The organism is Acidocella aromatica (genome assembly GCF_014201825.1).
GTDB classification, from domain to species: Bacteria; Pseudomonadota; Alphaproteobacteria; order Acetobacterales; family Acetobacteraceae; genus Acidocella; species Acidocella aromatica.
This window is the reverse complement of sequence record NZ_JACHFJ010000001.1, coordinates 64017-87271: the sequence shown is the minus strand read 5'-3', so window position 1 is coordinate 87271 and position 23255 is coordinate 64017. Positions and strand designations below refer to the sequence as shown.

At 63.1% G+C, this 23255-nt stretch carries 25 protein-coding genes, 1 tRNA gene and 1 pseudogene; 6 read left to right on the top strand and 21 right to left on the bottom strand.

The window, feature by feature from the left end:
• Positions 1–313: 313 nt before the first annotated feature.
• Genes HNP71_RS00435 through purC form a run of 7 tightly spaced genes read right to left on the bottom strand, consistent with a single transcriptional unit; the run spans position 314 to position 6066 of the window.
• A complete protein-coding gene (locus HNP71_RS00435) occupies positions 314–1549 on the bottom strand; it encodes a glycosyltransferase (protein WP_183264883.1) in 1236 nt (411 codons plus the stop codon).
• Between the two features lie 16 nt (positions 1550–1565).
• Complete coding sequence (gene grxD / locus HNP71_RS00430) at positions 1566–1901, bottom strand: Grx4 family monothiol glutaredoxin (protein ID WP_183264882.1); 336 nt, start codon at positions 1899–1901, stop codon at positions 1566–1568.
• A gap of 16 nt (positions 1902–1917) precedes the next feature.
• Positions 1918–2151: a BolA family protein gene (locus HNP71_RS00425; protein ID WP_183264881.1), complete on the bottom strand. Its 234-nt coding sequence runs from the start codon at positions 2149–2151 to the stop codon at positions 1918–1920.
• Positions 2152–2169: 18 nt separating this feature from the next.
• A complete protein-coding gene (gene purL / locus HNP71_RS00420; RefSeq protein WP_183264880.1) occupies positions 2170–4338 on the bottom strand; it encodes a phosphoribosylformylglycinamidine synthase subunit PurL in 2169 nt (722 codons plus the stop codon).
• Positions 4335–4997 (bottom strand): phosphoribosylformylglycinamidine synthase subunit PurQ, encoded by a 663-nt coding sequence (gene purQ, locus HNP71_RS00415; RefSeq protein ID WP_183264879.1) that lies wholly within the window; start codon positions 4995–4997, stop codon positions 4335–4337. Before purQ ends, purL begins: the two co-directional genes overlap by 4 nt.
• Before the next feature lie 21 nt (positions 4998–5018).
• Entirely contained in the window at positions 5019–5261 is a 243-nt protein-coding gene (gene purS, locus HNP71_RS00410; protein WP_183264878.1) for a phosphoribosylformylglycinamidine synthase subunit PurS, read from the bottom strand.
• Between the two features lie 40 nt (positions 5262–5301).
• Positions 5302–6066, bottom strand: coding sequence for a phosphoribosylaminoimidazolesuccinocarboxamide synthase (purC, locus tag HNP71_RS00405; protein WP_183264877.1), 765 nt, complete (start codon positions 6064–6066; stop codon positions 5302–5304).
• Between the two features lie 168 nt (positions 6067–6234).
• On the opposite strand from purC, the gene HNP71_RS00400 reads away from it, so the two are divergent.
• The gene (locus HNP71_RS00400) at positions 6235–7176 is read left to right on the top strand and encodes a GGDEF domain-containing protein (protein ID WP_183264876.1); all 942 of its coding nucleotides are present in this window, start codon (positions 6235–6237) and stop codon (positions 7174–7176) included.
• A gap of 15 nt (positions 7177–7191) precedes the next feature.
• Here HNP71_RS00400 and HNP71_RS00395 read toward each other — a convergent pair whose 3' ends face one another.
• The 7 genes from HNP71_RS00395 to HNP71_RS00365 form a co-directional block, all read right to left on the bottom strand.
• The gene (locus HNP71_RS00395) at positions 7192–8256 is read right to left on the bottom strand and encodes an alkene reductase (RefSeq protein ID WP_183264875.1); all 1065 of its coding nucleotides are present in this window, start codon (positions 8254–8256) and stop codon (positions 7192–7194) included.
• Between the two features lie 9 nt (positions 8257–8265).
• Positions 8266–8580: an ArsR/SmtB family transcription factor gene (locus tag HNP71_RS00390; RefSeq protein ID WP_183264874.1), complete on the bottom strand. Its 315-nt coding sequence runs from the start codon at positions 8578–8580 to the stop codon at positions 8266–8268.
• A gap of 70 nt (positions 8581–8650) precedes the next feature.
• Entirely contained in the window at positions 8651–9037 is a 387-nt protein-coding gene (locus HNP71_RS00385) for a GYD domain-containing protein (RefSeq protein WP_183264873.1), read from the bottom strand.
• A gap of 63 nt (positions 9038–9100) precedes the next feature.
• A complete protein-coding gene (locus HNP71_RS00380; RefSeq protein ID WP_183264872.1) occupies positions 9101–9478 on the bottom strand; it encodes a GYD domain-containing protein in 378 nt (125 codons plus the stop codon).
• A 95-nt stretch (positions 9479–9573) separates the two neighbouring features.
• Entirely contained in the window at positions 9574–10599 is a 1026-nt protein-coding gene (locus HNP71_RS00375) for a potassium channel family protein (RefSeq protein ID WP_183264871.1), read from the bottom strand.
• A gap of 69 nt (positions 10600–10668) precedes the next feature.
• A complete protein-coding gene (gene gltA, locus HNP71_RS00370) occupies positions 10669–11982 on the bottom strand; it encodes a citrate synthase (protein WP_183264870.1) in 1314 nt (437 codons plus the stop codon).
• Positions 11983–12126: 144 nt separating this feature from the next.
• The gene (locus tag HNP71_RS00365) at positions 12127–12660 is read right to left on the bottom strand and encodes a SixA phosphatase family protein (RefSeq protein WP_246344003.1); all 534 of its coding nucleotides are present in this window, start codon (positions 12658–12660) and stop codon (positions 12127–12129) included.
• 76 nt (positions 12661–12736) lie between these two features.
• Between HNP71_RS00365 and HNP71_RS00360 the strand changes: the two genes are divergently transcribed.
• The gene (locus HNP71_RS00360; RefSeq protein WP_183264869.1) at positions 12737–13396 is read left to right on the top strand and encodes a DUF6134 family protein; all 660 of its coding nucleotides are present in this window, start codon (positions 12737–12739) and stop codon (positions 13394–13396) included.
• Positions 13397–13434: 38 nt separating this feature from the next.
• Here HNP71_RS00360 and HNP71_RS00355 read toward each other — a convergent pair whose 3' ends face one another.
• The 5 genes and pseudogenes from HNP71_RS00355 to HNP71_RS14395 all read right to left on the bottom strand — a co-directional run.
• Positions 13435–13689 (bottom strand): hypothetical protein, encoded by a 255-nt coding sequence (locus HNP71_RS00355; RefSeq protein ID WP_183264868.1) that lies wholly within the window; start codon positions 13687–13689, stop codon positions 13435–13437.
• A gap of 190 nt (positions 13690–13879) precedes the next feature.
• Complete coding sequence (locus HNP71_RS00350; RefSeq protein ID WP_183264867.1) at positions 13880–14926, bottom strand: ribonucleotide-diphosphate reductase subunit beta; 1047 nt, start codon at positions 14924–14926, stop codon at positions 13880–13882.
• A 108-nt stretch (positions 14927–15034) separates the two neighbouring features.
• Positions 15035–16918 carry a ribonucleoside-diphosphate reductase subunit alpha gene (locus HNP71_RS00345; RefSeq protein ID WP_183264866.1) on the bottom strand — a complete coding sequence of 628 codons (1884 nt, stop codon included), beginning with the start codon at positions 16916–16918 and terminating at the stop codon, positions 15035–15037.
• 211 nt (positions 16919–17129) lie between these two features.
• Complete coding sequence (locus HNP71_RS14035; RefSeq protein ID WP_221246555.1) at positions 17130–17309, bottom strand: hypothetical protein; 180 nt, start codon at positions 17307–17309, stop codon at positions 17130–17132.
• Positions 17310–17532: 223 nt separating this feature from the next.
• Positions 17533–18222 (bottom strand): annotated as a pseudogene (locus HNP71_RS14395) (acyltransferase family protein); the annotation flags it as partial.
• Positions 18223–18316: 94 nt separating this feature from the next.
• Between HNP71_RS14395 and HNP71_RS00335 the strand changes: the two are divergent.
• Positions 18317–19993, top strand: a complete 1677-nt coding sequence (locus tag HNP71_RS00335) for a radical SAM protein (RefSeq protein ID WP_221246554.1) — start codon at positions 18317–18319, stop codon at positions 19991–19993.
• Here the strand turns inward: HNP71_RS00335 and HNP71_RS00330 are convergent.
• The gene (locus tag HNP71_RS00330) at positions 19990–20712 is read right to left on the bottom strand and encodes a tRNA1(Val) (adenine(37)-N6)-methyltransferase (RefSeq protein WP_183264863.1); all 723 of its coding nucleotides are present in this window, start codon (positions 20710–20712) and stop codon (positions 19990–19992) included. The two genes, HNP71_RS00335 and HNP71_RS00330, sit on opposite strands and share 4 nt — an antisense overlap.
• 146 nt (positions 20713–20858) lie before the next feature.
• Between HNP71_RS00330 and HNP71_RS00325 the strand changes: the two genes are divergently transcribed.
• Positions 20859–21794 carry a polyprenyl synthetase family protein gene (locus HNP71_RS00325; protein WP_183265254.1) on the top strand — a complete coding sequence of 312 codons (936 nt, stop codon included), beginning with the start codon at positions 20859–20861 and terminating at the stop codon, positions 21792–21794.
• Between the two features lie 89 nt (positions 21795–21883).
• On the opposite strand, the gene yajC is transcribed toward HNP71_RS00325, so the two are convergent.
• On the bottom strand, positions 21884–22210 hold the full coding sequence (yajC, locus tag HNP71_RS00320; RefSeq protein WP_183264862.1) for a preprotein translocase subunit YajC: 327 nt from the start codon (positions 22208–22210) through the stop codon (positions 21884–21886).
• 75 nt (positions 22211–22285) lie between these two features.
• Between yajC and HNP71_RS00315 the strand changes: the two genes are divergently transcribed.
• Together HNP71_RS00315 and HNP71_RS00310 are read left to right on the top strand one after the other, a co-directional pair.
• On the top strand, positions 22286–23134 hold the full coding sequence (locus tag HNP71_RS00315) for an ATP-binding protein (RefSeq protein ID WP_183264861.1): 849 nt from the start codon (positions 22286–22288) through the stop codon (positions 23132–23134).
• A gap of 31 nt (positions 23135–23165) precedes the next feature.
• Positions 23166–23255: transfer RNA gene (locus tag HNP71_RS00310), tRNA-Ser, on the top strand.

Below are 23255 nucleotides of genomic sequence, written 5' to 3'. Positions count from 1 at the left end.
CCATGCGGAAATCATGGTGATTCCACCGTTAAAGATCGCATTTCCCCGTGTGAGGCCAATGCCTTCCGCGAAGGCTGTTGGCGCCAGGACAATGCTGGCAACCAAACCAAGCATAACGGCACGGGATGCCGTACGCTTCTGCAGCTTGCCCCGGAAGATATATTGTTTGTTCACTTACAGCCTCTCTGTTCGTCGTCATGAACGGTAGCTTAACGTGCTGTTAGCCGGTATCCGTGAGGGCAGTTAAGGGATGCGGCGGTAGAAAGCTGTTACAGCGCTGTTAACATTGCATGATGCTTATGTGGCGCTAGTTTTAGAGCTTCAGCGAGCGCAGGTCGCTCTGTGTTGCCGCCGCCACTCCCGGTGTGAGGGCGGCGCGCAACCCGGCGAAGCTGGCCGCCATGCCGTAATGCAGGGTGACATAAGCGAGCGCCGCATTGGGCTGCGGCGGCGTGGCGACATGCCGCAGCACAGCCTGCGCGAAGATATTGGCGCTGCCGGCCATGATGAAGGGGGAGTCGGCGTCGAGGTAGAAGCCTTGCAGACTCGGTGGCGTGGCGATGGTGTAGAGGCCGTGCCGGGCGTAGTCGAGCAGCTTGATCTTGAGCCCGGATCCTGTACGCAGCGGCGAGATGGCCAACGAGGCCCGGTGCAGCAGAGGCGCCAGCGAGGCAACGCGCCCCCACGCTTTTACGCCTTGCGGCAAGCGGGGGAGGGCCTTTCCGCAATCGCCCACAAGGTCCAGCGTCAGCCCATGCGGGTGAAGCTGTGGCCAGATCTCCGCGAAGAACCAGCGCAGCCCGTCCAGGTTCGGCAACGAGTCACTGCCGACGAAGATCAGCCTGCCAGGGATGCGCTGGGTTGCGGGCGGCGGAGGGCAGGGCAGGGCAGGCATGGGGGCGGTGAAGATATTGCGTGCTGGGCACATGGCACGCAGCACCTCCGCTTCCTCTGGCTGAATCGCGGCGATAGATCTGGCGCGGCCGAGCAGGGTGGCTTCCCGGATGCGGGAAAAATTTTCCGGCAACACATGGTAGCCGGCCGCCGAGAGCGCCTGGGCGCGACGGTGGAAGACGTCATGGGTGATGACGATGCTGTTCAGCCCGGCAAGTTCCGGCTCGCCCAGAAGCGGAGCGCGGAAGACCGTGTCGATGAGCACGGCCTGTGGTTGCAGCCGGTCGATGGCGCGGGCGCACCAGCGCAGATCGGAGGGGCTGGGGAAACTGCCGAGTACCGCATCGGCATTGTGCCGGGCGCGGCGCAGCCGTGCGGCGAGCGCCGGAGGCAGGCGGCGGAGCAATGCGCGCAGGCCAATGCCGAGCATGGTAGGCGGGGAGAGGGCGCCGAGATAAGAGCCAAACTGGGTGACATGCGGCCCTGTCACCCTGGCCTCGGTATAAAGCTCCACCGGCCAAGCCAGCCTGGAGCCGGTGAGCAGGATGGTTACGGCGAAGCCTTCCTGCTGCAGCCAGTCGATAATCGCATGGTTCAGCGCCAGATGCCCGGCGGCGCCGGGCCTGGGCAGTTCGTCGGTGACGAAAGCGATCACCGGAGAAAAAGCGCGTTCAAGCAGCGTTTTGCTGGATGCCTTTCTCGTTCAGCAGGGTCTGCAATTCGCCGGACTGGAACATCTCGGTCACGATATCGCAGCCGCCGATGAACTCGCCCTTGATGTAGAGCTGAGGAATGGTCGGCCAGTTGGAGAATTCCTTGATGCCCTCGCGGACCTCCTGGTTCTCCAGCACGTTCACCGAGGCGAACGGCACTCCGGCGTGCTTGAGGATCTGCACCACGCGGGCGGAGAAGCCGCATTGCGGGAACAGCGGGGTGCCCTTCATGAACAGCATGACTTCAGAACCGTCGATATGGCTCTGAATTTCAACAAAAACAGGGTTGTCCATTCGCTTCAAGAATCCTTTAATCGGGCGCTGAAGTTTGCAGCGCCAAAGCGTGAAGTGCGCCGCCCATGCGGCCTTGCAGAGCGGCATAGACCATTTGGTGCTGGCGCACGCGGGGCACGCCCCGGAACGCCTCGGACACCACGGTTGCCGCGTAATGGTCGTTGTCGCCAGCCAGATCCTCAATCTCGATCTTGGCGTCTGGGAAGGCGGCCTTGATCAGAGCCTCGATTTCACTTGCGAGCATTGCCATTCGTTTCTGCGCCCCTTTTCAGGCGAACCACTGCGGAAAGAACCCTTCATGGGCCTCGCGCAACTGTGTCAAGGATATGGCAATGCCGTTAGGCAGTGTCAATTTTTCTGTCGCGACGGTATGGCCGATACGCTCTGCCGGAATACCAGCCTCCCGTGCAGCTTCCAGCAGGGCGGCGGTGTTGGTTACGGCCAGCACATAGCGGGCTTGGTCCTCGCCGAACCAGAACGCGGCATCGCCTTGCGCTGTCAGCTCGGCGCCGGCCTCGCCAGCCAGGGCCATCTCGGCCACCGCGACCAGCACGCCGCCATCGGAGACGTCATGGCTGGCGGCAACCTTCCCGGCCAGGATCTGGGCGCGGACGAAGTCGCCGTTCTTGCGCTCGGCGGCGAGGTCCACCACCGGCGGCGCACCATCCTCGCGGCCCAGGATCTCGCGGAGATACAGCGAGCGGCCAAGCTCGCCCTTAGTCGCCCCGACCAGCACCAGTTCCAGCCCGGAGGTGAGGCCGTAGCCCGCAGCCTGGGCGGCATCCTCCAGCACGCCCACAGCGCCGATGGCCGGGGTAGGCAGGATCGGGCGACCTTCGGTCTCATTATAGAGAGACACGTTGCCGGAGACGACCGGGAAGTCCAGCGCCTTACAGGCCGCCGCCATGCCTTTGATGGCACTGGCGAACTGGCCCATGATCTCGGGCTTCTCGGGGTTGCCGAAATTCATGTTGTCGGTCACGGCCAGCGGTAGCGCACCGGTGGCGGTGATGTTGCGCCACGCCTCGGCCACGGCCTGGGCACCACCTTGTTCGGCGTCGGCCACGCAGTAGCGCGGGGTGCAGTCCGCGGTGACGGCCAAAGCGCGCTTGGTGTCTTCCAGCTTGACGATGGCTGCATCCGCCTGCGCGGGGCGCTTCACCGTCTGGCCGCCCACGGTGCTGTCATACTGGTCGAAGATCCAGCGGCGCGAGCAGAGGTCGGGGCTGGCGATCAGCTTCAGCAGCGCCTCATCCAGCGGGGCGGATAGGTCCACCGCGCCGAGTGGGGCGGGCTTGGGCGTCTCAGCAATCGGGCGGCGGTAGAGTGGTGCGGCGTCCGAGAGCGGGGCCAGCGGGATGTCCGCTTCGACCATGCCCTTGTGCTTGACCACGATGCGCCCGGTATCGGTGATATGGCCGATGACGGCGTAGTCCAGATCCCATTTCTCGATGATGGCGCGGGCCATCTCGGAACGCTCCGGCTTCAGCACCAGCAGCATGCGCTCCTGGCTCTCGGAGAGCATCATCTCATAGGCGGTCATGCCGGTTTCGCGCTGAGGCACGTCGTCCAGGGTCAGCTCGATGCCCACGCCGCCCTTGCCGGCCATCTCGACTGAGGAGGAGGTGAGGCCGGCGGCGCCCATATCCTGAATGGCGACGATGGCGTCGGTCTGCATCAGTTCCAGGCAGGCCTCGATGAGCAGCTTCTCGGTGAACGGATCGCCGACCTGCACGGTCGGGCGCTTATCCTCGGAAGCGGCATCGAACTCGGTGCTGGCCATGGTCGCGCCGTGGATGCCGTCGCGCCCGGTCTTGGAGCCGACATACACCACCGGATTGCCGACACCGGCGGCGGCCGAGAGGAAGATCTTATCCTGCTTGGCAATGCCCACGGTCATGGCGTTGACCAGCGGGTTGCCGTTATAGGCCGGGTGGAAGTTCACCTCGCCGCCCACGGTCGGCACGCCCACGCAATTGCCGTAGCCGCCGATGCCGCGCACCACGCCATCCACCACGCGCTTGGTCACGGGCAGTTTCGGGTCGCCGAAGCGCAGGGCGTTCAGGTTGGCCACGGGCCGCGCGCCCATGGTGAACACGTCACGCAGAATGCCGCCGACGCCGGTGGCGGCGCCCTGGTAGGGCTCGATGAAGCTTGGGTGGTTATGCGACTCCATCTTGAAGATGGCGGCCAGACCCTCGCCGATGTCGATCACGCCGGCATTCTCGCCGGGGCCGTGGATGACCCAAGGGGCCTTGGTCGGCAGTTCCTTCAGCCACACGCGGCTGGACTTGTAGGAGCAATGCTCGGACCACATGACCGAGAAGATGCCAAGCTCCGTCAGGCTCGGCGTGCGGCCCATGATCTCCAGGACTTTGCCCCATTCCTCGGCGTTCAGCCCGAAGGATTTGGCGAGTTCGGCGTTTACGTGTGTCATGCGGCGGCCAGTGCGTCGAAGAGGGGTTTGCCGTCGGTGCCGCCCATCAGCGGATCGACGAGGTTTTCCGGGTGCGGCATCAGGCCGAGCACGCGCAGATTCGGGGCAAAGATGCCCGCGATGCTGCGGGCGGAGCCGTTTCGGTTGATATCGGCATAGCGGAAGGCGACGAGGTTTTCGCCCTCAAGCCGGTCCAGCGTGGCCTCGTCGGCGGTGTAGTTGCCGTCGCCATGCGCCATCGGGGCGCGGAAGACCGCACCTTTCTCCCACTTATTGGTGAACACGGTGTCGTTGCGCTCGACGCGCAGCATCGTGTCCATGGAGAGGAAGCGCAGGCCCGCGTTGCGCAGCAGCGCGCCGGGCAGCAGGCCTGTCTCGGTGAGAATCTGGAAGCCGTTGCACACGCCCAGCACGTAGCCGCCGCGTTCGGCATGGGCCTTCACCGCGCGCATGATGGGGCTTTGCGCCGCCATCGCGCCGCAGCGCAGATAGTCACCGAAGGAGAACCCGCCCGGCAGGATGACGAGGTCGGTCCCGGCGGGGAGCTCGGTTTCCTTGTGCCAGACGATTTGCGGCTCAACGCCAAAACTCTGGCGCACGGCCAGCACCATGTCGCGCTCGCGATTGATGCCGGGGAAGAGGAGGATGGCGGCTTTCATGGCGGCTCCGGGGGATGCGGCTTACGCCGCGATCTCGACCTTGAAACTTTCGATCACGGTATTGGCGAGCAGCTTGCGCGCCATGTCCTCGGCGGCGGTCTTGGCCTTGGCCGCGTCGGTCTCGGCCAATTCCAGCTCGATGATCTTGCCCATGCGGACCTCGCCCACCTGGGGGAAGCCGAGATTATGCAGGGCGTGGCCGATGGCCTTGCCCTGCGGGTCCAGCACGCCGTTCTTCAGCATGACGGTGACGATGGCTTTCATGTTCTATCCTTGGCTGAGTGGGGGAGGGAGGGATGCAGGGTTACTGCATCGTCTCCGGGCCCTTCATGTCGCGCGCACCGGCCTCGGGCAGAATGCCAAGGCGGCGGGCGACTTCCTGATAGGCTTCCTCGATCTTGCCGAGGTCGCGGCGGAAGCGGTCCTTGTCCATTTTCTCGTTGGTTTTGGCGTCCCAAAGGCGGCAATTATCCGGGCTGATCTCGTCGGCCAGGACGATTCGCATGTCCTCGTTCTCGTACAGACGGCCGAACTCGATCTTGAAATCGACCAGGGTGATGCCGACGCCCAGGAACAGCCCGGTGAGGAAGTCGTTGATGCGCAGGGTGAGGTGGATGATGTCATCCATGTCCTGCGGGGTGGCCCAGCCGAAGGCGGTGATATGCTCTTCGGCCACCATCGGGTCGTTCAGCTGGTCGTTCTTGTAGTAATACTCGACGATCGAGCGCGGCAGGCGGGTGCCCTCGGGGATGCCCAGGCGCTGCGCGATGGATCCGGCGGCGATGTTGCGGACCACCACCTCGATGGGGATGATCTCAACTTCCTTGATCAGCTGCTCGCGCATGTTCAGGCGGCGGATGAAATGCGTGGGGACGTTGATTTCCGCCAGCTTGATCATCAGGAATTCGCTGATGCGGTTGTTCAGCACGCCCTTGCCGGTGATCGTGCCCTTCTTCTGGGCGTTGAACGCGGTGGCGTCGTCCTTGAAGTACTGCACGAGCGTGCCGGGCTCGGGGCCCTCGAACAGGATTTTTGCTTTGCCTTCATAGAGCTGGCGGCGGCGGGCCATGGGTCGGGTACCTTCGGAAATTTAATGGATGCGGTCTATACCAACCTCGCGCCGACAAGGCTATGGCCGTGTGGAAAATGGCATCCGCTTCTCTCGCTGCCCGGGGGAAAAATTTACGCCGTTGGTAAGAATTTGAAAGTTGAATGGCTCTAACGTGCAGCGCGAGCCATGACAGAGATTCTCGATACCGTAGCCGATCTGACCCATCTGCGCGACAAGCGCGAGCTGGAGGCCATGTTCGCCGAGCTCATCTGTGAGCTGGTTGGCGCCAGCCGCCTCGTACTCTGGCGCGCTGGCTTGGGCGGGGGAGGCAAACACATGCACAGGCGCCTGATCTTGCCCGAAGGGGCCGCCACTGGCGAGGAGAACGTCGTTTTCCCAGGCATTCCGGCCATGGGCAACAGCATCTGCGTGGAGGATGAGGTCGGCGGGGCCTTTCATTATGTCTTTGCCATCCATGAAGGCGGCAGGTCCACCGGGGTGATCGAAATCCTCCGGCCCGAGCGCCTGACCCGCCCGGAAACGCTGACCGTCTCGCGGCTCATCCGGGTTTACAACAACCATGCCGGGCTGCTCGATTACGGCAACCGGGACGAGCTGACCGGACTGCTCAACCGCCGGGGCTTCAACAGCTATTTCCATCAGGCGGTGCAGGAGGAGCAGGCAGTCATCGCCGTGGCGGATATCGACTTCTTTAAGCGCATAAACGACGAATTCGGCCATCTCTATGGCGATGAGGTACTGATCCTCATGGGGCGGCTGATGGAAAGCTGCCTGGGCGAGATGGGGGGCGTGTTCCGCTTCGGCGGGGAGGAGTTCCTCGTCATCCTGCACAATACCCCGCTCGGGATGGCGGCGATCAGGTTGGAAGCGTTCCGCAATGCCGTGCAGTCGGCGGTGTTTCCCCAGGTCGGGCGAGTGACGATCAGTGTCGGGTTTTCCGCCGTGCGGGCGGACGATACCGGAGCCAGCGCCTTCGGCCGGGCCGATGAGGCGCTCTACGTTGCTAAACAGCACGGCCGCAACCAAGTGCGCTGCTATGAGTGGCTGGTGCTGGACGGCCTCCTGCGCGAGCAGAAGAAGTCCGGCGGCCAGATCGAGCTGTTCTGACCGCCGGGGACGCGCTTACGCGGTGACCGCTTCCAGGGTCGGATAGTCGATATAACCCTTGGGCCCGGAGCTATACATGGTCTCGGCATCCAGCTCGTTCAGCGGCGCCTTCTTGGCTAGGCGGGCAACGAGGTCCGGGTTGGCGATGAACGCCTTGCCCCAAGCCACGGCGTCGGCTTCGCCGGCATCCAGCGCCTGCTGGGCCGATTCGAGAGTGAAGCCCTCATTGGCGATGACCACGCCGCCGAACGCCTTTTTCAGCTGTGGGGTGATCGAGTCCGGTCCCTGGTGTTCACGGGTGCAGATGAAGGCGATGCCGCGCTCGCCCAGTTCCTGCGCCACGTAGGAGAAGGTGGCGAGAGGGTTGGAATCGCCCATGGTGTGGCTATCGCCACGCGGGGCGAGATGGACGCCGACATATTCCGGCCCGAACACGGAGGCCACACCGTCAGTCACCTCCAGCAGCAGCCGGGCGCGGTTCTGGATCGGCCCGCCATATTCATCGGTGCGCTTGTTGGTGGAGTCTTGCAGGAACTGGTCGAGCAGGTAACCGTTGGCGGCATGCACTTCCACGCCGTCGAACCCGGCCATCTGAGCGTTCATCGCCGCCTTGCGGTAGGCCTCGATGATGCCGGGCAGCTCGTCGGTCTCCAGCGCGCGGGGGGTGACGTAGTCCTGCAGCGGGCGCACCAGGCTGACATGCCCCTTGGCGGCGATGGCCGAGGCGCTCACCGGCAACTCTCCGTTGAGGTAGAGAGGGGCGGAAATGCGCCCCACATGCCAGAGCTGGGCGAAGATGTGCCCGCCCGCCTTGTGCACGGCGCTGGTGATGAGCTTCCAGCCTTCCACCTGCTCCTGGCTCCACAGGCCGGGGGTATCGGGGTAGCCCACGCCCATTGGAGTGACAGCTGTGGCCTCCGAGATGATCAGCCCGGCAGCGGCGCGCTGGGCGTAGTACTCGGCCATCATGGCGTTGGGCACGCGCCCGGCGCTGGCGCGGCAGCGGGTGAGGGGGGCCATGATGATGCGGTTCGGCAGGGTAAGGTCGCCGAGCTGGAGGGGATCGAAAAGGCTGGGCATGGCTGGCTCCTAAAGGCTTTGGCCTAGATGGTTGAGAAAAGTGGCGATGGCCGCTTCGTCGCGCCGGTAGAATACCCACTGGCCGATCTTGTGGCTGGTGAGCAACCCGGCCTGATGCAGCACGGCCAGATGCGCCGAGACGGTGGATTGCGAAAGCCCGCATGCCGCCTCGATGCGCTGGGCGCAGACGCCGAGCGCATAAGGGTGTTCCTGGCCGGGGAAGTTCGTCTCCGGGGTTTTCAGCCCGGACAGGATCTTCCGTCGCACAGGGTTGGCGAGGGCTTTCAGCGCTTCGTCGAAATTAAGCGGGAGTGAGTTCTGCATCGTCAATGTCCGATATATGGATCGGATATTGACGATTCAAGGGCTGCCCCGGGCGATTCCCGTAGTGTTGCTAGAGCAGCGGAGACGATTCGGTGTCGCTTCCCGGCGTTGCAGGGGGATGGATGGCGGAGCGGTAGATGAAATAAGCGGAATGCGTGTTCTTCTCCATCTCCATGGCCGCTTTGCCTTCCTCATTTGTCAACAGCGGCTCAACTTCGTAGATGTCGAAGCCCTCCGTCGCTTGGCTGGCCAAGGCGCAGGCCCAGGCGGATATGCTGTCGGGAAATTTGGCGATGCAAAACGAGTGAAACTCGCCCATTGTCGTGTAGAAATGGAGGAGTTCCCCTTGAAAATCCTCAATCAGCGTCTTGATGAGATGGGTCCGGTTCTCGGGATATGAGATAATTCCCTGGAGCGATTGAGCGTTGTACCGCCAACGGAATTTGAAGTGCTGCATGGCGCTGTTCCTCGTTTCTGACGGCGTGGGGCGTAAAGTTCGCCTGGACCAGTGGGAGAAGGATTAACGGTCTTTCCCGGTTGCTTCTTCCGGCTGTCCGCCGCGCAGGGCAGAATTATAAACATAGTAGGCGGATTGTGTGTCATGGGCGATCTGCATCGTTTCCCGGGTCTCTTCCGCGGTCATGAGGGGCAGAACCTCGAATCTGGCGAAGCCCTTGGTTGTGACAGCTGACATCGCACAGGCTCTGGCGGTCTCGTTGTTCGGAAAGTCCGCGATCAGAAGTCCATGAAACTCACCGAGCCTGTAGAAAAAGCAGATGAGTTTGCCTTTGAAATCCTCCACCATCACCTTGACTAGGTGACTACGGTCTTCTGGGCTGGCGCAGATATCGTGGATGGCTTTCCCCGAATAGCGCCAGCGAAACATGTAGTGCGGCATTGTTGTTCCTCCGGCCAGCCTTGGCCACGTTTTCTAATGCGGCGTCACCTAAGTGTACATTATGCAAGCATATTTTTTCGGCGGTGGGAACGTTGCTAGCTGGCCTTCATGGTGGTGCGGCCGGAACGGGTGATCATCACCACGCCGTCGCCGGGTTCGATTATGGTGGAGGGCTCCGGCCGGGTCAGGGTTTCGCCCTCCTTGCGGTTGATGGCGATGATGAACATGGTGCCGCTGGCATCGCGTTCCGCCTGCTCGATTGTTAGCCCCGCCATTGGGCTATCTGGTGGCACCGCTGCCACTTCAAGGTCCAGCCCCAGCCCGTGCAGCCCGGCGGCCATGGCGCGGATGCGCTGCGTGCCCTCGGTGATGCGCGATGTGCGGGGATACAGGATAAGCTGAGCGATCCGCTCGGCGCCGATATGCGTGGGCTCGACCACCGAACTGGCCCCGGCATGCAGCAGCTTGCCCTTGGTGCTGGGCGAGACGCCGCGGGCAATGATCTCGATGTCTTTGTTCAGACTGCGGGCGGTGAGGGTGATGAACACGTTCACCGCGTCGTTGGGCACCACGGTTGCCAAGGCGCGCGCCCGATTGACGCCGACCTCGTTGAGCGTGGTCTCGGTGGTGGCATCGCCCGCCCAGGTGTGAAACCCTTCCGCCGAGGCGCGGGCTAGCCGGGCTTCGTCGAGGTCCACGATAACGAACTCGATGCCCCCGGCGCGCAGTTCCTCGGCCAGGGCGTGGCCGATCCGGCCGAAGCCGCAGATGATCACATGGCCGGTCATCTTCTCGATTTGGGTTTTCATACGCTTGTTTCCGAGCAGTTGCTGAATTTGCGTATAGGTGAAGGCCTGCACCAGCGCACCGGTGAGGAAGATGACGCCGGTGCAGCCGAGCACGATGGTCGCCATGGTCAGCGCCCGCATTTCGGGCGAGACGATGGGGTGCAGCTCCTGGTAGCCGACGGTGAAAATGGTGATGACGACGAAGTAGAACGCGTCGCTCAGGCTCCAGCCGGCCAGCATATAGGCTGACGTGGCCAGCGCCGTGATGGCGACCATGTAGATGAGGCCGGCGATGAGGTTGCGCCAGGGGCCGGTCGGGAGGCTTGAGAACATGCCTTGAGGCTCAAACAAAAAAGGCCAGGGAGAGTGTCTCCCTGGCCATTGTGGTCACAATCCTGCGAATTAGCCGCGCTTCTCGAGCGGCACGTAGTCGCGGGTCGGCGCGCCGGTATAAATCTGGCGCGGACGGCTGATGCGGTTGGAGGGATCTTCCATCATTTCCTTCCACTGGCTGATCCAGCCAACGGTGCGGGCCAGCGCGAAGATCGGCGTGAACATCTGGGTCGGGAAGCCCATCGCCTTGAGGATGATGCCCGAGTAGAAGTCCACGTTCGGGTACAGCTTGCGGGAGACGAAGTAATCGTCCTCCAGCGCGATCTTCTCGAGCTCGATGGCGAGGTCGAGCATCGGCTCGTCCTTGATGCCCAGCTCGCCCAGCACTTCATGGCAGGTCTTCTGCATGATCTTCGCGCGGGGGTCGAAGTTCTTGTACACGCGGTGACCAAAGCCCATCAGCTTCACGCCGCTGTTCTTGTCCTTCACCTGCTTGATGAACTCAGGGATGTTATCCTTGTGGCCGATTTCGGCCAGCATCTTCAGCACGGCCTCGTTGGCACCGCCATGGGCGGGACCCCACAGGGAGGCGATGCCGGCGGCGATACAGGCGAACGGGTTGGCGCCGGTGGAGCCGGCCAGACGCACCGTGGAGGTGGAGGCGTTCTGCTCGTGGTCCGCATGCAGGATCAGGATGCGGTCCATGGCGGCGGTCAGGATCGGGTTCGGCTTGTAATCCTCAGCCGGAACCGCGTGGAACATGTACAGGAAGTTCTCAGCGTAGGAGTACTCGTTCTTCGGGTACACGAAGGGCTGGCCGACATTGTACTTGTGCGCCCAGGCGGTGATCGTCGGGATCTTGGCGATCATGCGGAAGGCGGAGATTTCGCGCTGACGCTCGTCATGCACGTTGATGCTGTCCGGGTAGAAGGCGGACATGGCGCCGACGACGGAGCAGAGCATGGCCATCGGGTGGGCATCGCGGCGGAAACCGGACCAGAAGCTGCGGATCTGCTCGTGCAGCATGGTGTGGCGCATGACGCCACTGTTGAACTTCTCGAGCTCGGCCTTGTTCGGCAGCTCGCCGTTCAGCAGCAGATAGGCGACTTCCAGGAAGGTCGAATTCTCGGCCAGCTGGTCGATCGGGTAGCCGCGGTGGAGCAGCACGCCTTCATCGCCGTCGATATAGGTGATGGAGCTTTCGCAGGACGCCGTGGCGCCGTAGCTGGGGTCGAAAGTGAAAACGCCGAGCTCGTTCTGGAGCTTGCGAACGTCGACGCAATCGGTGCCGAGGGTGCCACCAAGAACCGGCAGGGAGGCTGTCTTGTCGCCAAGGGTCAGCGTTGCTGTGCCGACCTGCTTGCTGGATGCGGTTTGAGCCATACGGATTCACCTTCTGTTTGGATATTCATAAGCCAGGAAGATCGAGTTCCTGGATCCGGGGACGCTGACACGGTTATTAAATCCATTGCCCCCTGTAAAGCGGCGGAAGAGGCGCACAGGGCGGCGCAGCCATGCGCGAGGGAACTAGGCCAGATCCTTGGGCACAATCAGGCGCTGCAGCGACGTGCCGCTGGGGGAGAGCCGCCGCCAGGGCGTTGCAACAAGAAATTCCGCCATTGCGGCAGTCGGGAAGCTGTTTTCTATGCGCTTGAGCTCCGGGCGCGTCTGTTCCGGGCCCGCCAGGCTGAGGGCTAGCTCATGCAGACCTGGGTTGTGGCCGATGACAAGCGCGCTGCGCACGCTTTCCGGCAGGTCGTGCAGCACGTCCCGCAGCTGGCCGGGCGTGGCCATGTAGAGCTGGGGAAGAGAATCGATGTTCGGCCACTCGTCCCATACATTCTCCTGCTCCAGCGCCTCCAGCGTCTGCTGCGTGCGGGTGGCGGTGGAGACCAGCACTACGTCCGGCGCCAGCCCTGCCTTGCGCATGGCCCGGCCAATTTTGCCCGCGGCGGCGCGGCCGGCATCGGTGAGCGTGCGTTCATGGTCGGGTGTGCTGCCTTGTGGTTCAGCTTTGGCGTGGCGGAGTAAATCAGCTGGTGCATGGCAGTATAGTGCCATGGCGCGCGGCGCGTGTCGCCCCTGTCTTCGGCCAGGAATTCGACGCAAGGGAACCGGCGGAGGGAGAGCTTTAGGGATGGACAGACGGCGCTTTCTGGCCGGAGCCGGGGCTTTGACGCTGGCCGACCCGGCCCGTGCTGACGATTTGCCCGTGCCGCCGGGCGGCAAAATGGCTTTCAAGGTTTTGCGCAACGGCTCGCCCATTGGCGAGCATCATCTCACCTTTACCCGCAATGGCGATGATTTGCGCGTGGAGATCAACGTGGCGCTGGCCGTCACTTTGGCGGGGATCACCATTTTTCGTTACACGGGCAAGGCGGTGGAGTGTTGGTCGGGAGGCATGTTCCAGACGCTGGACTCCTACGTGAACCATAACGGCACCCCGCTTGAGGTGCATGCGCGGCCCATTCATGGAGGATACGCCATCCAGAGCACCAAAGCCGGCAACTATGAATATACTGGCGAGCTGCCAATGATGCCGATGACCTATTGGAACAAGGCGATGTTGAACGCGATGATCCTGAACGTGGAGACGGGACGGCACTACCCGGCCATCGTGAATTCGCCAGGGTGGAATTACCTGCCGACAGCCGAGGGCGGCACGCTTCTTGCGCAGCGTTTTGATATTACCGGCAAGCTGCACCTAAGCCTGTGGTACGACCAGTATAACCAATGGGCCGGCATGGAGTTCCATGTCAGTGGCGATGAGGTTTACCAGAAATATGTGGCTGGCTGAGACGTTCAGCCGTACTGCTTTTCGGGGTGGCGCAGATGTCATAGGCGCTCGTGCGCCGCAACCAGACTTTCGATGCTCTTGCGGCGGTTGGCATCCGGCGGGACGGTCCGGCGGGTCAGCATGGTCTCCAGGATGCGCAGCAATTGCTCGGCAATCTCGTAGTCACCCTGGTCGCAGGCGTGGTGGAAGGCAATCAGGATCTTGTCCGACAGGCGGCGGCTATAACGCGGCGCCGGGCTTTGGCCCCGGCCCGAGAGGTCGGTATCGTCGTCTGAGTCTGTCACGCCTGCCATGTCATCATTCAGTCTAGTCTAAATCCCGAGAGGCGGTAATCGCTTCCCGGTTGTATTGCATGTATTTGAAGATGCTGAACAGGCCGGTTGTCAACAATTAATGCAAAATTTTCGCAGCTCGCTTCAATGTTATGCGCCAGACGCTGGACCGCCGAAAATTCACGAATTCGTGAAGTTTCGGCGGCATTCATCAGGCGGAAACGGAGGAGATGGGTTCAGCGCTGTCGAAGTCGGCGAAGGCATCCTCCCAACTTCCGGTTGTGGATGCCTTGCTGTATTCTGTAGAGCGGTTCTCAAAGAAATTCGCGTGCTCGACCGCGTTCAGCATCTCATCCAGCCAGGGGAGCGGATTCTTCTCGACATGGAAGAGCGGGTTCAACCCGAGTTGGGCCAGACGCCGGTCGGCGATGTAGCGGATATACCGCTTGACCTCCTCGGCTGTGAGACCTTCGATCGCTCCCAGCTCGAAGGCGAGTTCGATGAACGCGTCTTCATGATCGACGATGGTGGCGCAGGTCAGGTAGATCTCGCGGCGCAGATCCTCGGTCCAGACTTCCGGGTTCTCACCCACGAAGGTGCGGAACAGCTTGATGATGCTCTCGCAATGCAAGGACTCATCGCGTACCGACCAAGTGATGATCTGGCCCATGCCCTTCATTTTGTTGAAGCGCGGGAAGTTCAGCAGAATCGCGAAGGTGGCGAAGAGCTGCAGCCCCTCGGTGAAGGCGCCGAAAGCGGCCAAGGTCTTGGCGATTTCATGCTTATTCTCGACCGTGAAGCCGTGCATGTAGTCGTACTTGTCCTTCATCTCCTTGTATTTGAGGAAGGCTTCGTATTCGGTCTCGGGCATGCCCACCGTGTCCAGCAGGTGCGAGTAGGCGGCGATATGCACGGTCTCGATATTCGAGAAGGCCGATAGCATCATCACAACCTCGGTCGGCTTGAAGACCTGGCTGTATTTCCGGTTGTAGCAATTGTTCACCTCGATATCTGCCTGTGTGAAGAAGCGGAAAATCTGGGTGAGCAGGTTGCGCTCGGCCTCGGTGAGGTTTTTGTGCCAATCCTTCACGTCATCGGCCAGCGGCACTTCCTCAGGCAGCCAGTGCACGCGCTGCTGGATCAGCCACGCATCGTAGGCCCAGGGATAACGGAATGGCTTGTAGACCGGGTTCTCGGTCAGCAGGTCGAACTTTTGCTCCCCTTCGGTGCTGCCGGGGGTGATGATTTGTCCGCTCATGAGAAACGCCTTCAAAGACTGGGCCATTATAGTGCCCCGTTCCTGGATTTTACGTGAGCCGGGGCCTTGCGGCCCCGGGCTGAGATGTTCGGGAGGTGAAGCCTTGGCTTACTGGCAGGCCAGGCACTCTTCGTAATTGCCGGAGCTGGCTGCCATTGGCAGGGGTTTGTCCGCATCGTTCGCCACCGCGGGGGCGAGCATGGCGTCCTTCTCCCGCTTCTCGGAGACGTTGTCCGCGCGCTGGATGGAGAGAGAGCGGCAATAATACAGCGACTTCACGCCCTTCTTCCAGGCCTGATAGTGGATCTGGTGCAGGTCGCGCTTGTGGATGTTCGCCGGGAGGAAGAGGTTGATCGACTGGCTCTGGCAGATATAGGGCGCGCGGTCAGCCGCGTGCTCGATTACCCAGCGCTGATCCAGCTCGAAGGCGGTCTTGTAAACGTCCTTCTCATGCTGGGTCAGGAAGTCCAGATGCTGCACCGAGCCCTTGGTGGTGGTGATGGAGGACCACGTCTCCTCGTCATCCTTGCCGTACTTGGCCAGCACGGCCTGGAGTGGGCGGTTGCGCACCGAGAAGCTGCCGGAGAGCGTCTTCTGCAGGAACACATTGGCCGCGATCGGCTCGATGCCCGGTGAGGTGTTGCCGGCGATGATGGAGATGGAGGCGGTGGGAGCGATGGCGATCTTGTGGCTGAAGCGCTCCTCGATGCCGTAATCCGCCGCGTCCGGACAGGCGCCGCGCTCGGCGGCCAGCTTCTTGGAGGCGGCATCCGCCCCGGCGCGGATGTGCTTGAACATCTTGGTGTTCCACACCTTGGCCATCACGCTCTCGAACGGCACGTTCTGCTCTTGCAGAAAGGAGTGGAAGCCCATCACGCCCAGCCCGACCGAACGCTCGCGATAGGCGGCGTATTTGGCGCGCTCCATGGAGTCCGGGGCCTTGTTGATGAAGTCCTGCAGCACGTTGTCGAGGAAGCGCATCACGTCCTCGATGAACTGCCCATCCTTGTGCCACTCGAACCAGGTCTCGAGGTTCAGCGAGGAGAGGCAGCACACGGCGGTGCGCTGCTTGCCGTACTGGTCGATGCCGGTGGGCAGGGTGATCTCGGCGCACAGGTTCGAGGTCTTCACCTCCAGCCCGGCCAGCTTGTGCTGCTCGGGGCGGGCGTTGTTCACGTGGTCGGAGAAGATGAGGTACGGCTCGCCCTGCTCGATGCGCGTGGTGAGGATGCGGATCCACAGCGCGCGGGCGGAAACGGAGCGCACATGGCTGCCGTCCTTGGGCGATTTCAGCGCCCACATCTCGTCGGCCTCCACCGCGCGCATGAACTCGTCGGAGAGCAGCACGCCATGGTGCAGGTTGAGCGCCTTGCGGTTCGGGTCGCCGCCGGTGGGGCGGCGCATGTCCACGAATTCCTCGATCTCGGGGTGCCAGACCGGCAGGTACACCGCCGCCGAGCCACGGCGCAGGGAGCCCTGGGAGATGGCGAGGGTGAGGCTGTCCATCACGCGGATGAAGGGGATGATGCCGGAGGTTTTGCCGTTCTGGCCGACCTTCTCGCCGATGGAGCGCAGATTGCCCCAATAGGAGCCGATGCCACCGCCCTTGGAGGCGAGCCAGACATTCTCATTCCAGAGGCCGACAATGCCGTCCAGGCTGTCGGTGGCCTCATTCAGGAAGCAGGAGATGGGCAGGCCGCGATCCGTGCCGCCATTGGAGAGCACCGGGGTGGCGGGCATGAACCACATCTTGGAGATGTAGTCGTACAGGCGCTGGGCGTGGGCGGCGTCGTCGCCATAGTAGGAGGCGACGCGGGCGAACAGGTCCTGGTAGCCCTCGCCGGGCAGGAGGTAACGATCGTCGAGAGTCGCGCGGCCGAAATCGGTCAGCAGCGCATCGCGGGAGCGGTCGACCAGCACCGGGTAGCGCTTGGGCATCTGCACGACGTCCTCGTTGAGCAGCGCAGCCTCGGGTTTCGTCATCATGTTCATCTGCGGGCTCCCAGTTACCAAATCGGGGCGTATAACAACATATAGTCAGGGGCTCGTGCAATCGCTACTACATCAAGCTTGTGAAGTTTTTTCCGAAGGCCGCATCTTGCCACGAGTCATCCCCAGGGGGGAAATGTCTGTTCTCTTTATGTTCGCGTAGGTGGGGTGGGCAAGGCAGGGCGTCAAGCCCGCTGGACTCGGCGAATCGGTCTCAGACGGGCAGGCGGTGGAGCAGGCGCTGCAGGGGGTGGTCGATAAGAAACGCGGCGGCGGTGCTGATGGCGTAGATTGCCAGCGCGGCGCCGAACAGGATGATGTATTGCCAGGTAAGGTCCGCATGGAATCCGGCGGCGGCGAGCTTGGGGCCGGCCAGGGCGAGGAACGCGGCCATGCAGGTGCTGTGCACTATATATAGTGGGTAAGAGACAATCCCGAGCCGCCGCGCCACAGCGCCCAGCCGGAATGCCCCCGACCGTTCCAGCGAGGCCAGGGCCAGGATGACGGCGCCAAAGCCGAAGGCTAGGCCCGGGGCGAGCGCGGGCGTGAAATAGTAATTCCCCCAATGCAGGCCGGGCAGGCAGGCTAGCAGGGTGGCCCCCCCCGGCCATCAGCAATGCCCATGCGGCGCGCGGTCCCGGCGGGCGGGTTTTGTACAGCCAGCCAGCCAGCAGGCCGCTGAAGAACTGCACGTGGAAGAAGGTGAAGTTGGTGCCGAAGATGAACAGTGCCGTATGGCTCTGGAGCAACTGTGGCACATGCAACCAGTTTTGCAACTCCGGCCACCAGCACAGCGCCAGCACGGTGACGACCCATAGCGCGAGCAGCGGCCGGCCGACCCAGGGCAGCAGACAGAGGCCGAAGATGGCGTAGAACGCCATTTCCACATGCAGCGACCAGGCCGGGGACACTACGTCCACCATATGTAAGGGGGCCAGGGTGACGAGTTCTGCCAGCATATGTGCTGCCGGCGGTGTTTGCAGGCACAGCAGCGCGGCGAGCAGGGAAAGCCAGTACATGGGGTAGATGCGGCACGCCCGCCGCCACCAGAAGCGCAGAGGAGCTTTCGGCTTGGCGAAATCCTGATGATGCGCCGTGAACATGACGAAGCCACTGAGCGCGAAGAAATACTGCACGGCGAAGGGGCCGGGTGGCACCCAGCCGCCGAATACAGCCTTCTGCGAGGATGTGGCGAAGGCATGGGCAAACCAGGGCAGATGCGAGAACATGACCACGCTGGCGGCGAGGAACCGGCCGACTTCCAGCGACTCCAGCTTTACCCGGGGAGCATCTTGCTTTGCTTGCATCTGCGCAGCGGTATCAGACTAATGCCTAGTGGGGTCAAGCTGGTGTGGGCGAGACTGATTGTACGGCTGCGGGGCATTGTTTAGTGTCGGTGTCATGGATGCGATGACGACCCACGCCCCCCATTACCAAGGCTATCTGGATGAACGCAGCACTCATCATGTGAAGGGGTGGCTGCGCGACCTGAATGACGCATCCAGCCGCCTCGTCTATGAGGTTGTCTTGCCCGGCGAGGCGGGTGAGCGCGTGCTGGCATCCGGCACCGCCGACGCCTATAGCGACGTGCTGGTGCAGGTGGGGGTGGGCGACGGGGGCTATGCCTTCACCGCCTTTTTCCCGGCGCCGTTGAGCATGGATGAACGTGACGGCGTGTTCGTGCGCCCAGCTGGTTCGCAACACCGGTTGGAGCTGGCGCCGGCGCTGCGGACCGATCCGCCCGGGGTAGGCGGGCCGTTTCAGGGCTATGTCGATGAGCGGAGCGTGCGTCATGTCACCGGCTGGGTCCGCGATCTTTCGGATGCCGCCCGGCGTGTGTCCATCGAGGTGGTGCTGCCGGACGAGGCCGGGGGGGAGGCCGTGCTGGCGCATGTGAGCGCCAACCAGCCCAATGATGTCCTCCGCCAGATCGGCGTGGGCGACGGGGAGTACGGCTTCTTCGTGCTGTTCGGCACCCAACTTTCAGAGGCCGAGCGCGACCGGGTGTTCGTGCGCGTCCGTGGTGCCGCGCATGTGCTGGAGTTCTCCCCGCAGCTCAGCGCCCGGTTCGAGCCGATCCATCATGTCGCCATGGATATCGTCAACAACTGCAACCTGCGCTGCCCCTTCTGCGTGTACGATTACACGGACACCAAGAAGACTTATGCGATGAGCGAGGAGACGTTCCGCTCCGTCTTGCGGCTGATCCCCTTCGTCACCGATGGGAATTTCTGGCTCTCCTGCCTGCATGAGGCGACGCTGCATCCGCGCCTGACCGAGTTCATCGCCATGGTGCCGCGCGAATACCGGCACAAGCTGTTCTTCACCACCAATCTCGCCAAGCGCCAGCCGCGCGCTTATTTCGAGGCGCTGGCTCAATCCGGTATGAGCCATATCAACGTGTCGCTGGAGAGCCTGGACCCGCCGGTTTACGAGAAGATGCGCAAGGGCGCGCGGTTCCCCATCTTCATGGAGAACTGGGCGCAATTGCTGGATGTGTTCTCCACCACGCCGCAGGCGCCGGGTATCCGCTACAACGTGATGGCCTATCGCTCCAATTTCAGGGAAATCCCGGAGCTGATCCGTATTCTGCGCGAGCAGAAGCGGGCTTGGCAGGTGGAGATCCGCAATACCTTCGACGGGCCGCAAATCGCTTCCGCCTTCCGGGACGAGGAATTCCTTTCCTCCGCCGAATGGGCGGAACTGGCCGAGGCCCTGCGCGGCTATCACCCAGATGAGGTGATCCTCCTGCTCCCGCCCGGCGGCAAGGGGTATGACCCCGAGGACCGGGCGGCGGCGCTTGCACTGGCCCCCCGGCAAGCCGCTGAGGCGCCGGACGATGCTGACCTGCTGCCCGCCTCGACCGAGGTGCCGGCGGGTGAAAGCCAGCAGGAATGGGAGATCGCCGAAGGACCGGTGCCGCGCCCCTTTAATCTGCGTGTCGCCTGGGATGGGACGCTGAATGTTTATTCCGAGCGTGTCCGCAACCCCGGTGAGCCTCCCCGGCATGAGAATTATTTTGTCGTCAATATCAACGAGCTGGAAGACCCGGTCGCGGCTCTGTTGGCGCTGAGCTAACCCAGCGCCGCGCCGCCGCGCAGGATTGCCTCGGCCTCGGGGGTAATGCTGCTCTCATCGTGCAGCACCAGGCCAGGATGCACCACGTCCGGGCTTTTGCTGTGCTTGCGGGCGGTGATGATGACCATCTTGGCGGCCTGCCCGGTGCGAGGCCAGAGCGGGATGAGGGTGATGGCCCCGCAATGGCGCGCCTTCAGGGCGGCGGCGGCTTCGGCGAAGCTGGCGGCGGGCAGGATCAGGCTGATGCTGCCCCGCCCGCGCAGCACCCGGGTGAGTTCGCTGACCCAGCCCGATAGCAGCCCATCGGCCGCGCGGTGGGCAAGGTCGCGCCGAGCGTCGGGTGAAGGGGTGCCGCGGGGCGCGAACCAGGGGGGGTTGGCCAGGACATGATGGAACGTGTCGGGCGCGAAGGGCAGGGCGGTGGCATTCCCCCGGAGCGCGGAGATATCTGGCAATTGATTGGCGGAAAAATTTTCCGAGGCCAGTTCAGCCATCCTGGCCTCGCGCTCCACGCCGACGCCCCGTATGCCCGCGACCCGCGCCCCCAGGCATAGCAGGGCTGCACCGGCTCCGGTCCCGGCCTCCAGCACCAGCTCTCCCTCCCGCGCCGGCACGGCGGCGGCCAGCAGCACGGGCTCGAAGCCGCTGCGGTGCCCGTCACGCAGCTGGCGATAGACGAGGCGCCCATCAAGCAACCCACCCGTGCTGATTTCGTCCATGCCCTTAACCTTGACCTCCCTTAAAACCGGCTGGATATGGTGGTATCGCAAATTCGCGAGACAGGTTAGGGCGCTAAAAATTGGATGGTTCGACGCCGGTGACAAACGATGCTCTGGGAAGGCTGACGGCGCTGCTGGCGCCAGATATGCAAGCCACCAACCAGGCGATCCTGGCTCGGATGGACAGCCCGGTGTCGCTCATCCCGCAACTGGCCGCGCATCTGGTGGCGGCGGGCGGTAAGCGCCTGCGCCCGCTGCTCACCCTCGCCACGGCCAAGCTCTGCGGTTACCAGGGCGAGCGCCATATCCAGCTCGCGGCCTGCGTCGAGTTCATCCATACCGCCACGTTGCTGCATGACGACGTGGTGGACGAATCCACGCTCCGCCGGGGCTATGCCAGCGCCAATGCGGTGTTCGGCAACAAGGCTTCCGTGCTGGTGGGCGATTTCCTGTTCGCCCGCGCCTTCCAGTTGATGGTCGAGGATGGTTCGCTGGACGTGTTGCGCATTCTCTGCGCGGCTTCCGCCACCATCGCCGAGGGCGAGGTGCTGCAGCTGACCACGCAGAACGACCTCTCCACGACCGAGGACAAGTATTTCGAGGTGATCCGCGGTAAGACCGCCGCCCTCTTCGCCGCCGCCTGCGAGGTTGGCGGGGTGATCGCGGGCCGTTCGGCCGAGGATTGCGCGGCTTTGTACCAGTTCGGCATGGATCTCGGCATGGCCTTCCAGCTGGTGGACGACGCACTGGACTACTCCGCCGTGCAGGCCGAGCTGGGCAAGACCGTGGGGGACGATTTCCGCGAGGGCAAGCTGACCTATCCGGTGCTGGTGGCCATCGCCGCCGCGCAGGGCGAGGAACAGGAATTCTGGACCCGTACCATCGAGCAGGGCGAGCAGACCGAGGCCGACCTGCCGGCGGCGCTGGAGCTGATTAAGAAACACGACGCCACGGCGCGGACCATCGCCCGGGCGGAGCAGTTCATCGATTCCGCCTGCGCGGCGCTCCAGGGCTTCCCCGAGAGCGAGATGCGCACGGCGCTGATCGACGTGGCGCGCTACACCACCGCGCGCCGCTTCTAAAGTTACAAGAGTTTTTGGTGCCGCTTTTTTTACAAAAAGCGGCACCTTTCGCGCCCTTTCATAAGAAAGGGCGCGCTGCGGGTCCTTGTTTAGGCCTTAGCCGTCACGACGCTGCTGATGGTGGAGCGCAGCACGCTCACCGTCACGTTCGGGGCGATTTCAACATCGATCTCGGTGGCATCGTCGGTGGTCTTTTTCACCGTGCCGATAATCCCGCCCGCCGTCACCACCTTGTCCCCGCGCTTGAGCGCCGAGAGCTGGGCCTTCAGCTTCTTCTGCTGCTTCTGCTGCGGCAGGATGAGCAGGAAATAGAACACCGCCGCCATGAGGACGATGGGCGCCCACTGCACGATGGTGGCAAAGGAGGACGCGCCAGCCGGAACGGCGGTTTGTGCGAAAGCGGGGGTAATGAACATGATGGCTCCGTGGTTGCCGTGGATTGCGGCGGACCATAGGTTGCGCGGCGATGCAGTCAACAGGGAGTGAGTCGAATGGATGATGCTTTGCTGCGCCGGATTGCCGAGGCGCTGGAGCGTCTGGCCCCGCCGCCGCCCGCCATGCCGGATCTGAGCGGCGCGGACGCCTTTGTCTGGCACCCCGAGCGCGGCGCGCTCACCCCGGTGACGCGCGTGGCGGGAGTGGCCATCGGGCTGTTGCAGGGCATTGATCAGCAGAAGGATATCCTGCTCGAAAATACTCGCCGCTTCGCCGCCGGGTTGCCCGCCAACAACGCCATGTTGTGGGGCGCGCGGGGTATGGGCAAATCCTCACTGGTGAAGGCGGCGCATGCCGAGGTGAATCGCGAATCGCCCGGCGCGCTGGCGCTGATCGAGATCCACCGCGAGGATATCCGCACCCTGCCGGAGCTGCTGAACCTGCTGCGCGGCGGGCCGCGCCGCTGTGTCATTCTGTGCGACGACCTTTCCTTTGAGCGTGAGGACGCCGATTACAAGGCGCTGAAATCGGTGCTGGATGGCGGCATCGAGGGCCGGCCCGAGAACGTGCTGTTCTATGCCACCTCGAATCGGCGGCACCTGATGCCGCGCGACATGATCGAGAACGAGCGCTCCACCGCCATCCATCCGGGCGAGGCGATCGAGGAAAAAGTCTCCCTCTCCGACCGCTTTGGCCTTTGGCTGGGCTTCCACAATAGCGGGCAGGACGTGTTCTTCGCCATGATCGAGGGCTACGCCGAGGCCTACAAGCTGCCGATCAGCACCGAGGAGCTACACGCCGCCGCCGTCGAATGGTCGGTGACGCGCGGCGGGCGCTCGGGCCGTGTGGCGTGGCAATTCATCCAGGATATCGCTGGACGGCTCGGGGTACGCTTGACCGCGTGAAGCAGGTGCGGGAAAGGATGCACCCCGCGCCGGAAGCGTGGCCGAGTGGTTTAAGGCAGCGGTCTTGAAAACCGCCGTAGGTTTGCGCCTACCGTGAGTTCGAATCTCACCGCTTCCGCCA